This window comes from Geminocystis sp. (assembly GCF_041753295.1).
In the GTDB taxonomy this organism is placed as follows: domain Bacteria; phylum Cyanobacteriota; class Cyanobacteriia; order Cyanobacteriales; family Cyanobacteriaceae; genus Geminocystis.
Map to the genome: position 1 here is coordinate 21,594 of NZ_JBGSUU010000106.1, position 12,754 is coordinate 34,347.

At 33.3% G+C, this 12,754-nt stretch carries 11 protein-coding genes; 8 read left to right on the plus strand and 3 right to left on the minus strand.

Annotation, left to right across the window (positions count from 1 at the left end):
* Positions 1 to 25 precede the first annotated feature (25 nt).
* The 7 genes from ACEW8E_RS12540 to ACEW8E_RS12570 all read left to right on the plus strand — a co-directional run bounded on the left by ACEW8E_RS12540 (position 26) and on the right by ACEW8E_RS12570 (position 7,269).
* Positions 26 to 2,359, plus strand: a complete 2,334-nt coding sequence (locus ACEW8E_RS12540) for a BamA/TamA family outer membrane protein (RefSeq protein WP_373480782.1) — start codon at positions 26 to 28, stop codon at positions 2,357 to 2,359.
* 235 nt (positions 2,360 to 2,594) lie between these two features.
* Complete coding sequence (locus ACEW8E_RS12545) at positions 2,595 to 2,999, plus strand: hypothetical protein (protein ID WP_373480687.1); 405 nt, start codon at positions 2,595 to 2,597, stop codon at positions 2,997 to 2,999.
* Positions 3,000 to 3,220: 221 nt separating this feature from the next.
* On the plus strand, positions 3,221 to 4,213 hold the full coding sequence (gene hpnA, locus ACEW8E_RS12550; protein WP_373480688.1) for a hopanoid-associated sugar epimerase: 993 nt from the start codon (positions 3,221 to 3,223) through the stop codon (positions 4,211 to 4,213).
* A 171-nt stretch (positions 4,214 to 4,384) separates the two neighbouring features.
* The gene (psb32, locus tag ACEW8E_RS12555) at positions 4,385 to 5,077 is read left to right on the plus strand and encodes a photosystem II repair protein Psb32 (protein ID WP_373480689.1); all 693 of its coding nucleotides are present in this window, start codon (positions 4,385 to 4,387) and stop codon (positions 5,075 to 5,077) included.
* A gap of 73 nt (positions 5,078 to 5,150) precedes the next feature.
* A complete protein-coding gene (locus tag ACEW8E_RS12560) occupies positions 5,151 to 5,405 on the plus strand; it encodes a DUF6761 family protein (protein WP_373480690.1) in 255 nt (84 codons plus the stop codon).
* Between the two features lie 128 nt (positions 5,406 to 5,533).
* The gene (hisB, locus tag ACEW8E_RS12565; protein WP_373480691.1) at positions 5,534 to 6,163 is read left to right on the plus strand and encodes an imidazoleglycerol-phosphate dehydratase HisB; all 630 of its coding nucleotides are present in this window, start codon (positions 5,534 to 5,536) and stop codon (positions 6,161 to 6,163) included.
* A 41-nt stretch (positions 6,164 to 6,204) separates the two neighbouring features.
* A complete protein-coding gene (locus ACEW8E_RS12570; protein WP_373480692.1) occupies positions 6,205 to 7,269 on the plus strand; it encodes a phosphotransacetylase family protein in 1,065 nt (354 codons plus the stop codon).
* A gap of 357 nt (positions 7,270 to 7,626) precedes the next feature.
* Here the strand turns inward: ACEW8E_RS12570 and ACEW8E_RS12575 are convergent, their stop codons facing one another.
* Entirely contained in the window at positions 7,627 to 8,808 is a 1,182-nt protein-coding gene (locus ACEW8E_RS12575) for an aspartate aminotransferase (RefSeq protein WP_373480693.1), read from the minus strand.
* A 370-nt stretch (positions 8,809 to 9,178) separates the two neighbouring features.
* Between ACEW8E_RS12575 and ACEW8E_RS12580 the strand changes: the two genes are divergently transcribed.
* Complete coding sequence (locus ACEW8E_RS12580) at positions 9,179 to 9,367, plus strand: hypothetical protein (RefSeq protein WP_373480694.1); 189 nt, start codon at positions 9,179 to 9,181, stop codon at positions 9,365 to 9,367.
* A 154-nt stretch (positions 9,368 to 9,521) separates the two neighbouring features.
* Here the strand turns inward: ACEW8E_RS12580 and ACEW8E_RS12585 are convergent, their stop codons facing one another.
* Together ACEW8E_RS12585 and ACEW8E_RS12590 are read right to left on the minus strand one after the other, a co-directional pair.
* Complete coding sequence (locus tag ACEW8E_RS12585) at positions 9,522 to 10,379, minus strand: copper resistance protein B (RefSeq protein WP_373480695.1); 858 nt, start codon at positions 10,377 to 10,379, stop codon at positions 9,522 to 9,524.
* Positions 10,380 to 10,560: 181 nt separating this feature from the next.
* Positions 10,561 to 12,366, minus strand: coding sequence for a copper resistance system multicopper oxidase (locus tag ACEW8E_RS12590; protein ID WP_373480696.1), 1,806 nt, complete (start codon positions 12,364 to 12,366; stop codon positions 10,561 to 10,563).
* Positions 12,367 to 12,754 lie beyond the last annotated feature (388 nt).

The window sequence follows — 12,754 nt, forward strand, 5'->3', positions numbered from 1 at the left end:
ATTGCAATTAATTAAAATTTGGTGTGTGGCAGTGAAAAAAAACAAAACTCAAGATCATTCTTTAACAGCTAATCAAAGTAATTCTGCTGTGATATTAGCTTTTGACACTCAAAAAGGGAACAAAAGACTTATTAGTTTTAATACTGACATTGATAAAATTATGTTAGTCGAAAATAAATCTCAGTGGCAGAAAACTTTACTCTTGATACTGTTATCAACTCTTGGTTTCTCCTTTCCTTTAAAGGCTTTCGCACAAACTAATGTTCTCTCTCAATCTTCGGATGTTGTTACAGCTTCTATTGCTATTCCTGTCACTCCCCCTGAAAATGAAAATAAGACGATGCCAACGTCACACTATGGGATTGCACAAGAGAAATTTGCCAAATCAGAAACTGACTCTATTCCTATTCCAGTCTCTGTCAACCCAGAAAACGCTTCAGTATCAACTCCATCTGATTTAATCGCTCAAACAGAAACCCCTGTCACCTCCCCCCAGACTCCTCCTGTCACAGAAACCCCCGTTACACCTCCCCAAACTCCTCCTGCCACAGAAACCCCTAGCGAAGAAGCTCGTGTTTTAGTGTCAGAAGTATCTATTACAGGGGTAGAAGGTGAACTCAAAGACCTAGTTTATAATACCATTAGAACAAATCCAGGGCGTACAACCACCAGATCAAGATTACAAGAAGACATTAACGCTATTTATGCCACTGGTTATTTTAGTAATGTTAAAGTAACGCCAGAAGATACCCAACTAGGGGTAAAAATTACTTTTGCTGTTGTGCCTAATCCCATCCTACAACAAGTAGAAATTCAAACTCTCCCAGAAAAAAGTACCACTAAAAAATCTCCTTTACCTCCAGAAGTACTTAAAAAAGCCTTTGAAGAGCAATACGGAAAAATTCTTAATTTAAGAGATTTACAAGAAGGAATCACAGAAATAAATAAATGGTACACCGATAATGGTTATGATTTGGCTCAAGTCGTTGGTGCGCCACAAATCAGTCCTGATGGTGTTGTAACTCTCATTATCGCCGAAGGACAATTACAAAATATTCAAGTGCGATACTTTAACAGTGAGCAAGAAGAAGTTAAAGGTAAGACGAGAGAATTTATTGTTACCAGAGAAATACAGCTAAAACCGGGAGATATTTTTAACCGTCGTACTGCCCAAGAAGATTTACAAAGAGTATTTGGTTTAGGTCTTTTTGAAGATGTTAAACTATCTTTTGCACCCGGAGATGATCCTTCTCAAGTTATCATGAACGTTGATGTAGTAGAAAATAATACAGGATCTTTAGCCGCAGGGGCTGGTATTAGTTCCACTAGCGGTTTATTTGGTACAGTTAGCTATCAAGAAAGAAATTTAGGCGGTAATAATCAAACCGTAGGTTTAGAATTTCAATTAGGAGAAAGAGAATTATTATTTGATGTTAGTTTTCAAGATCCTTGGATTGGTGGAGATCCTTATCGTACTTCTTACACGGGTAATATTTTTCGTCGAAGATCTATTTCTCTAGTTTATGATGGTACGGATACAGAGACTATTCGTACAGAAAGAAATAATGATAGTCCAAGGGTAGTGCGTACTGGTGCTGGTTTTACCTTATCTCGTCCTTTAGCTGAAGATGCTTTCTCTAAAGCTGATTGGGTTCTAACCACAGGTTTTCAATATCAACACATAGAAGTGCAGGATTCTGATAGTAATCTTTCTCCTCGTTCTGGACAAGCCTTTGGTAATCAAAAATTAGCATTTAATAACAGTGGTATTGATGATATATTCACCGTTAGATTTAATGCCTCCCAAGACACCAGAGATAATGGTTTACGTCCCAACAGTGGTAGTTTATTATTACTCGGCATGGAACAAAGTCTTCCTTTGACTTCGATTTTGTTTAATCGTGTTCGTGCTAGTTATAGTTATTATCTACCTTTGAAATTAATTAATTTTGATTTTGTTAAAGGTCCTCAAACTCTTGCTTTTAACTTTCAAGGAGGAACTGTTTTAGGTGATTTACCCCCCTATGAAGCCTTTGTTATCGGTGGTAGTAATTCTGTCAGGGGTTATGGTGAAGGGGATTTAGGTAACGGTAGATCTTTCTTTCAAGCTACGGCAGAATATCGTTTCCCCATTGTTTCCTTCTTGGCGGGTACTCTGTTTTTTGACTATGGGACAACTCTAGGTTCGGGAAGTGCCGTTATCGGTAAACCTTCTGAAGTCAGAGGCTTAAGCGGTGATGGCTTTGGTTATGGATTAGGGGTTAGAGTTCAATCTCCCGTTGGCCCTATTCGTATTGATTATGCTATCAATAATGAGGGAGATAATCGTATTCATTTTGGCATCGGCGAAAAATTTTAATGAGAAAAAACTACAATTACATCCTTCACCAATCATCAAATTTACTGGTTAAAGTAAACACTAATACTTATTAGCTTATGGGTAATAACTGATTGGAACTATCTTAAAATTCCTTTTTTAAACTTTGTCTATTTAGCATCGGATTTTTACCATACTTGATGCTAATATTAAAGGGCATTTAACCAAAGACGCAATCACTTTCTTCCTATTTATTCACATACTCAAAAAAAATGCCATGGCCAACTCTTTTCTCCCCATTACCCCTTTAAAAGGATTCGGTATTATCCTCTTTTTAGCCTCTAGTCTCAGTATTGCCCCTAAAATAGCTTATGCTGGTTGTAATGCTTTTGGGTGTTCTGAATCAAGTGCCGCTGAATGTAATGCCTTTGGTTGTCCTAAACCGCCTATGGGAGAAAAATGCAATGCCTTTGGCTGTCCTGCTTCGCCCCAAGTCTCTCCAAATAATTCTTCTCCCAATTCCATCATTGTCATTCCCAATGGGGGAACATCAGATACGGGAGGATCGGGTGAGGCGATCGCTAATTGCATGAAAAGTTTACTCTACGTCAACGGTAAATATGGCGCTCGCACCAAGATCAGCGAAGATACCGCTATTAAGGCTTGTCGGAATGCTCGATAATGAACCATAGTGTGCAATGGAAACTACTTATTTATTAAAGTAAGAGCATAGAGAAACAGACAGAATATATGTACTAACCAATTTATAGTTGCTTTTCTTTAAATTATTATATATTTAAGGTGTCTATTGAATCAATTTTCTCTGATTAAAATTATCTAATGGCGTAAAATATACCCTATTTTTGATAGTTTTTTACAATAAATATAGAGCTTTTATAGTTAATGAAAGAAAAAGTTTTTGTCACAGGTGCAACTGGTTTTGTGGGTGCAAATTTAGTTAGATTATTATTGTCTCAAGAATATCAAGTCAAAGTTTTAGTTAGAAAAAATGCTGATTTAACTAATCTAAAAAACTTAAATGTAGAATTATTAGAAGGAAGTTTAAATGATGAAAATTTAGCTCAAAATATGGCTGATTGTGATTATTTATTTCATGTTGGTGCTCATTATTCTCTGTGGTTAAAAGATAAAGATTTACTATATCAAAGTAATGTTTTAGGTACGAGAAATATTTTACAATGTGCAAAAAAAGCTGGTATTAAACGTACAGTTTATACAAGTTCTGTGGCTGCTATTGGTGTTAGAAAAGATGGTATTTTAGCTGATGAAACTTATCAATCCTCCGTAAAAAATTTAATTGGTAATTATAAAAAATCAAAATATTATGCTGAACAAGAAGCTCATTTAGCCGTCAAAAATGGTCAAGATATTGTTATTGTAAATCCTACCACTCCCATCGGTGCTTATGATTTAAAACCCACTCCTACAGGAGAAATTATTGTCAGATTTTTAACAGGAAATATGCCCGGTTTTGTTAATACTGGTTTAAATTTTATTGATGTTCAAGACGTAGCAAAAGGACATCTTTTAGCTTTAGAAAAAGGTAAAACTGGACACCGTTATATATTAGGAAATCAAAATTTAACTTTACAACAGTTTCTTCTAAAATTAGCCTCCATTAGCGGTAAACCATCTCCAAAAATTCAATTACCTCTATGGATTCCTTTAACTATTGGGATGATTGATGAATATATCTTGACAAAATTCGGTAAATCCCCTTCTATAGCAGTGGAAGGAGTAAAAATGTCGGCTCAATTTATGTATTATAATTCCACTAAAGCCATTGAAGAGTTAGGATTACCTCAAACTGATATTGATACAGCGATCGCCAACGCCATACATTGGTTTAACTCAAATTTGATTTCCAAAAAATAAAAATTAATTTTAAAACTAAACTAATTTAGTTCTTTAGTACTGTAAAAAAAATCTTACTTTCCACAGATAATATATGTTAATAATCTTCCGTTATTTTTAAGATCAATTCTCAGAATAACATGAGATAATTAAAAGAATATTTAAAATGTGACCATAAGGAAAAATAATTTTATGAAGAAAATAAACGCCATTATTAGTACTTTTTTTCTTTCATTAGTTTTATTACTAAATGTAAATGTTAATAATGCCGCCGCCACAGGAGTCTATGATTTACCAATAGTTAATGCTGGTGAAAATGTTTGGGTTATTGACAATGCAGAAGTAATTAGTAAAGCAACAGAATCACAATTGAGTGATGAATTAGGACTTTTAGCTCAAAAAACAGGCAATGAAACTCGCATGGTAGTTATTAATCGTCTTGATTATGATCAAACTATCGATTCTTTAACTGATGATATTTTTACGTCTTGGTATCCTACTCCTGAAGAACAAAATAACCAAACATTATTAGTTTTAGATACTTTAACTAATCGTACTGCTATTCGTAGTGGTGAAGAATCTAGTACTTTTTTAACTCCTGACATCAGTGAAAGTTTACTTAAAGAAACCGCCGTTATTCCCCTCAAAAATTTACAATATAATCAGGCTCTAATAGACGTAAGTAATCGTATGATTGCCGTTTTATCAGGAAAAGAAGATCCAGGGCCTCCTGAAGTTAAAGAATTAGCTATAGATGGAACTTTTGCCACCGCCGAAGAAACTAATGATCGTAGCGCCACTATTTGGATGATCGTTTTGGTAGCATTAGCGACTTTAATACCAATGATTACATATTTTTGGTATGTTGGCTTTCCGGGTAATTAAGCTAGAATAAGAAAATGAAAGCATCGTATTTCATAACTGTCAATATTAATATCAACAGATAACAAGAAAAATTATGCTAACAGATCCCTTTGTTATTCGATACTATCAAAAATTAACTGACGGAATGGTGGATTTATGGCAAAGAGGTAGTCGCTATGAAGAGTTAAGAATATACATGGAAGGGTATCTAACTTGTCTTCGTCTTACTAACGTCATAGAAGGTTACTTAATCCATCGCCTAGAAGAAGAGGCTTTTCGTTTTTTAAGAGATCCTTCTAATTTTGAACTAGCTATGCCCCAAATGCAACCAGAACATGGCTACTATTAATTAATCATCAACAATTAACAATTAACAATTAATTAATTTATAAGTTATCTTTTCTTTAGGAAAAAAAGTGATCATAATTATATTTAATATTTTTATTTTTTAAATCGGACTAAAACTTAAATTAAATAATGTCAGTTATTACTAATAATTTAGAATTTATCTCTCATCAAAGTCGTGTTGCTTCTGTCAGTCGCACTACTAAAGAAACAGACATTAAAGTAGAAGTTAACCTTGATGGAGAAGGAAAATGTAATGTTAACACTGGCATTCCTTTTCTCGATCATATGTTACATCAACTTTGCTCCCATGGTTTATTTGACTTAGATATTCAAGGCATTGGAGACATCGAAATAGATGATCATCATACTAATGAAGATGTAGCGATTACCCTAGGAAAAGCCATCGCTCAAGCTGTGGGTAATCGTCAAGGGATTCATCGTTTTGGACATTTTGTCGCTCCCTTAGACGAAGCTTTAATTCAAGTTGCCCTTGATTTTTCAGGTCGTCCACATTTAAGCTATGGTTTAGAAATACCTACCCAAAGAGTTGGTAATTATGATACTCAATTAGTGAGAGAGTTTTTTGTGGCTTTAGTTAATCATAGTCAAATTACTTTACATATTCGTCAACTAGACGGTATCAACTCTCATCATATCATCGAAGCTACTTTTAAAGCCTTTGCTAGAGCTATGCGCATGGCTGTAGAAATCGATTCTCGTCGTATTCATGAAATACCAAGCTCTAAAGGAGTCTTGTAGTAATTTAGTCTTTCTTCAAAAAAATATTATCAGTAATTATTATGTCAAGTAAATATTTGTTAATCGCTTCTAGTGAACCATATACAGGAAAATCAGCTACAATTTTAGGCATTGCCCATCAACTTCAAAAGAAAAACATTAAACTTGGTTACGGTAAACCTATCGGCACTTGTTTTAACTCTTGTGATACTTTAAGAGATGAACAAGACTTACAATTTATTACTCAAACTTTAAATTTGTCACCATCTCAAGTAAAATCTCCTTTACTATTACTCAACGAAAAAACTATTCTTGAATATCTTGGCAAAGAAAATAATTATGAAGATCAATTATTAGAATATTGTGAGTCTATTGAAGCAGATTTAATTCTTTTAGAAGGTGCAGGAAATTTAACTCAAGGAAATTTATTTAATCTTTCGGCAGAAGAAATTGCACAAAAAATAGACGCTTCTGTATTATTAGTGGTAAAATATGAACCTTTATTGATTATTGACCAAATTTTAGCAGCTAAGAAATCTCTAGGAAATCGTCTTTTAGGTGTTTTAATTAATAGTATTCCTCATGAACAATTAGACGTTTTAGAAAATACCATTAAACCTTTTTTCAAGTCTCAAAATATCGATATTTTAGGAATGTTACCTACGGATAGATTATTACAAAGCGTAAGTGTCCGTGAATTGGTTTCTCAATTAAAAGCTAAAGTTTTATGTCGTGAAGATCGTTTAGACTTAATGGTAGAAAGTCTTACCGTCGGTGCAATGAATGTCAACTCCGCTTTAGAATATTTCCGTCAACGGCAAAATATGGCTGTCGTAACAGGAAGCGATCGCACAGATTTACAATTAGCCGCCTTAGAAAGCTCTACAAACTGCTTAATTTTAACAGGTCATACTCCGCCACAACAATTAATTTTAGCAAGGGCTGAAGACTTAGAAATACCGATTTTAACCGTAGATTTTGATACCTTAACTTCTGTAGAAATTATCGATGGGGCTTTTGGCAGGGTAAGACTACACGAAACTATTAAGGTAGAATGTGTCCAAAATTTGATAGAAGAACATTTTAATATAGATTTATTACTAGAAAAATTAGCCTTGGTAAATTGATATATTATTTCTAGTAACATTAAGAATAGGTTACAGGTATCAGGTTTCGGGTGTCAGGTTTTAAATAATGAGTTTATACTCAGATCTTGCACCCTATTAACTGGTGAAGGTTGGGCAAGGGGCAAAGGGCAAAGGGCAAAGGGCAAAGGGCAAAGGGCAAAGGGATTAAAATTGACTCAAACTATACTAAAATTGATTTTTTTACTTTTGCTTATTAAGTATTTTTGATCTAGTGCAAGATCTCAGTTATACACACTATTCAATATTCTTCCTAACTCCCCGTTTCCTTTTTATCTCCCCGTTTCCTTTCTATCTCCCCGTTTCCTTTCTAACTTTTATCATGATTCATGAGGATATTTAATAACGTATTCCTGCATTTTCCCACCGTTGTAAGGCTTCTCCTAATCGTTGGCAATCACCTATTAAGCTAAGTCGCACATAACCCTCACCTCCCTCGCCAAAAGCGTTACCCGGAGTTACGACAACCCCCGTATTTTGCAAAACATTAAGGGCGAAATCTGTGGAATTGGAATTACGAGGAACTTGTACCCATAAATACATAGTGGCTTTAGAAGGTTTCATATTCCAGCCTAACTTAGTTAAACCTTCTATGACAAAATCTCGACGTTTTTGATACCTTTGTTGTACCTCATAAATGTAAGTATCTGGTAATTGTAAAGCTGTTTGCGCTGCGGCTTGAATGACACTGAAAATACCATAGTCAAGGTTAGTTTTGAGAGTGCGTAAACCTTGAATAATATCGGTATTCCCTACAACAAAACCCACACGCCAACCAGCCATATTATAAGTTTTAGAGAGAGTATGAAATTCTACACTAATATCTTTTGCTCCTTTAATTTGTAATAAGCTCGTGGGTTTATAACCTTCAAAAGCTAATTCGGCGTAGGCTAAATCATGAACTAACATAATTTGATAATGCTTCGCCCATGATACCACTTCTTCAAAAAAGCTACGGGGTGCAGTGGCACTGGTGGGATTATTCGGATAATTAAAATAAAGTATTTTTGCTCTTTGAGCTACATCTTCAGGAATTTTACTTAAATTTAACACCCAATCTTCTTCTGCCGTTAATATGGGTGCATAAATGTCCGCTCCTGCAATAGCTGGACCTCGATAATGAGCAGGGTAAGATGGACTTGGTACAATAACCGTATCTCCTTGATTAATATAAGCCAATGCTAAATGACATAAGCCTTCTTTTGAGCCGAGTAATGGTAACGTTTCACTATCGGCACTTAAGTCAACTTGATAACGTCTTTGATACCAATTGGCGATCGCTTGACGAAAATCTGCTGTACCTTCAAAAGGTGGATAACCATGATATTTAGTGATATTTAGAGCCTCTTTTGCCGCTTCGATAATAGGTTGAGGGGTTGCACCATCAGGGTTGCCCATACCTAAATCAATTAAATCTAAACCTTGCTCTGTGGCTTTAACTTTCAATTCATCTAAACGAGCAAAAACATAGGGAGGTAAGGCACTTAAACGATCAGCACGATTAATCCAACTGGTTTTCATGGGTAATATTATATCTGTAAAGCATCAAAAATTGTCAATATCGCCTTTAATTTATTAACTATAACTGACGCACTACCTCTTAATCTTTTAGAGAGGCTGAATTAACTTCTTTGCGTAAATCTTGTTAATCTCGAGAATTAAATTCAAGTTTTAAAAACGAACTATTTAGACAATCTCTCATTATAACATTAATTGCCACTATTTTTAATCAGTTTATAACTAAAGATTGATAAATCTACTTAATTTTGCATTGAGATTATTTCTTTACCAGATATTTACTATTGATAGTTAACATTATAATTATTCGCTAGTAAAAAAAGAAATTAAATCAATGAAAATTACCAATAAATTATTCATAAGTGTTTTGTTTTTGAGTGGGATTATTTTTAATTTAACTGTCACTACTTTTCCTGTATTCAGTCAAGAAAGTTATTCTTTTTCTAATGACAAGCAAGAAGTTAAAGGAATAAAAAGTAATGATGATAAACATTCTGAAGATAAAGAAAAAGACGACGATAATGACAATGATGAAAAAAACGAAAATCATCACAATCACTAAGAGAAAAAACTTTAAGATTTCGTCATAAATATTTACTTAAAGAGGGGAATTAACCCCCTTTTTTATTATCTTTAATTTTGCCTGATAAAAATGAAATTAGAATGAAAATTAATAAAATTAAGGAAAAATACTAGAAATTGTTTGATTAAATAATTTAAAACATCAATCTAACACCCATGACAAATTTTACATCATCGCTACTTTCTCCTTTTTTTTCAGCAAAATTAGCCGTATTACCAAAAAGTTTATTCCAACTAACACCAATATAAGGAGCAAATTGTCGATTAATTTCGTAACGTAATCTTAATCCCAACTCCAAGTTATTAATACCACTACCAATGTCAAATTCTTTGACTTCTTGAATAGCTAAATTAGTTTCAATTTTCGGTTGTAAAATTAATTTTTGAGAAAGTAATAATTCATATTCAGCTTTAAATCTAGCGGAAATATCCCCTTGATTACTAATAAATAAAGCGCTATCAATATCAAAAAAATAAGGTGCTAATCCTTGTATTCCAATAACGGCAAAACCTCGACTATTTCCTTTATTACCGTATAATTGATCGTAACGTAAACCAGCCTGAAAATCCCAGTAAGGAGAAATTTGTTTACTGTATAAAAGTTGTAATTCCGCTTCACCGTTACCATCATCTAAACTAACATCACCCTCAGTTTTAAAGACAAGTTTTTGATAATCACCACCAACCCAACCGCTAACATCCCAATTAAAAATATTTTGGCTATCATTTACCTGATATTCTAATTGATCAAAAAGTACATTAGAAAAAATTTGATTATCATGGATAGGTTCACCAAAATCTGATTCACTGTTATGATTATGTTGAGCAAAAATAAAGTTTTTTTCTTGATGTATAAAATTATTATGTTTAATATCTTGAAAAAAAAGTTGTTTATCTTTGATGGTATTTTCCGAATTAAAACTATCAATACTAATAGAATTTTTTATGTTAATATTATTAACTTTTTCCGCTTTACTATTTTGCGAAAACAAGATAAAATTTATAGATAAGATTACACTTAATAACGAATATCTTTTGATAATTTTGGACATTAATATTAATACTATTTTTGTTTATAAAAATTTTAATTGTCGGTTGGGTTGAAGAAGAGAAATCCCACAAGAATATATAAAGATTTTTGATTGGTTGCACATTGTTTAAATCAACCTAAGATTAACCGATAACATTAATAACCCTAAACATTCCTACATCCATGTGATACATTAAATGACAGTGAAAAGCCCATTTTCCTTTAGCATCAACATCAATTTCTGTAGATAATTTTTCTGCTGGTTTAACAATTATGGTATGTTTTCGAGGTTGATAAATACCATTACCGTTAACTAATTCCATCCACATTCCATGTAAATGTATGGGATGTTCCATCATGGTATCATTAACAAAAGTTAGCTTTAATCTTTCGCCATAATTAAAGTTTATTTGTTTATCTTCAGAGTATTTTTTCCCATCAAATGACCACATATAACGTTCCATATTACCAGTTAAATGTAACTCAATTTCTCTATCTGGTTTTCTTTTATTTTTTAGGGGTTTAAGACTTTTTAAATCCGTATAAACTAACACTTTATGAGGTGCATTTTCTAAGCCAATTCCTGCTTCATTTAAACGATTTTTTACCATCATTGGCGTAGCCGCATTTCCTAAACCATGATTATTTTTCCCATGAGGTTGCCAAGAAAAATCTAAGGGTTGATTTTGACTCATGTCATGGTTATCATGATTCATTCCTGACATATTCGACATATCATGATCATTGTGACTCATATTCGACATATCATTTTTTGGTTGATTATGGTTACTATGATCCGATAATGAAGAATTATGACTACTATGATCTGTAGTAACAGAAGATGAAATATTATGGGTATTATGATCCATTCCTACCATATTATGATCCATCCCCATATCTGCCATTGTACGCAAAGGGCGCTCTCTTCGGGCTGGAATTTCAGCAGATAATCCTTCTTTTATCCCTAGTGTACCTCGAACATAACCACTGCGATCCATTGTCTCGGCAAATATAGTATAAGCCTCTTGGGTAGTTGGTTCAACAATTACGTCATAGGTTTCGGCTACTCCCATCCTAAATTCATCTACCGTGACTGGTTGTACATTTTGACCATCAGCTTGTAATACTGTCATCTTTAACCCCGGAATCCTCACATCAAAAAATGTCATGGAGGAGGCGTTAATAAATCTTAGTCTAATTTTATCACCCTGTTGAAAAATTCCCGTCCAATTTTTATCCGCCGTTTTACCATTTAAAAGATAAGTATAAGTTGCCCCCGTCACGTCAGCAATATCAGAAGAATCCATACGCATTTGTTTCCATTCCCAATCTTGCACTAAATTACCCACAGTGCGACGCTGATAATTATAATAAGTAGGCATTTTTTTCAAATTAGCGAGAATTGCGTGGGGATTCTCAAAACTCCAATCTGACAGTAAAATAACATAATCTCGATCATACTCGAAAGGATCGCCATCACGAGGTTCAATTATTATAGCGCCATAATGTCCTAAAGGTTCTTGCATTCCACTGTGGCTATGATACCAATAAGTACCGTTTTGAGTTACTGGAAATTGATAAGTAAAAGTTTCTTTTGGTTTTATCCCTCGAAAACTTACCCCCGGCACTCCATCCATATTTGCTGGTAAAATTAAACCATGCCAATGAATTGAGGTATCTTCCTTAAGATTATTGGTTACTTTTATTGTCGCAGTTTGCCCTTCTTTTAAGCGAATCGTTGGAGCTGGTAAACTATTATTGACAGTATAACCCATCGTTATAACATCGCCAATGGTAATCTCAGTTTTTTCTACTTGTAAATTAATAATATCTTCTTCAACATTCTTCTCTTTAGCAGAAACGGGAAGAATTTGATGTAAGGTAATAAAACTAGCAAATCCTCCTGAAAATTGCAGGAATTTGCGTCTATTGAGCTTATTTTGCCTCATAATTAAGTTTTACCTCATTTTTAAAACTAGAATCTCTTTCACTCTTTATACTGTCAAATAAATATGAAAATAAGATGAAATTCAAAAATGTGGAATAAAACTATTTTTTACGCAATCTTAAGAGTTATTTTTTCTGAAATATTATTATTAATTGTTAATTGTTAATTGTTATTATTATTTATGACTCTTCTATAACAGTTATGATAAAAATATAAACGTTATAATTTAACAGTTTTAATTTAATAGACCTCTTGCAAAATAAAAAGTAAAATCTATTTTAGGATGGAAAACGTTAATTTCTTAACTCATTACTCATTACTCATTACTCATTACTCATTACTCATTACTCATTACTCATTACTCATTACTCATTACTTATTACTTATTA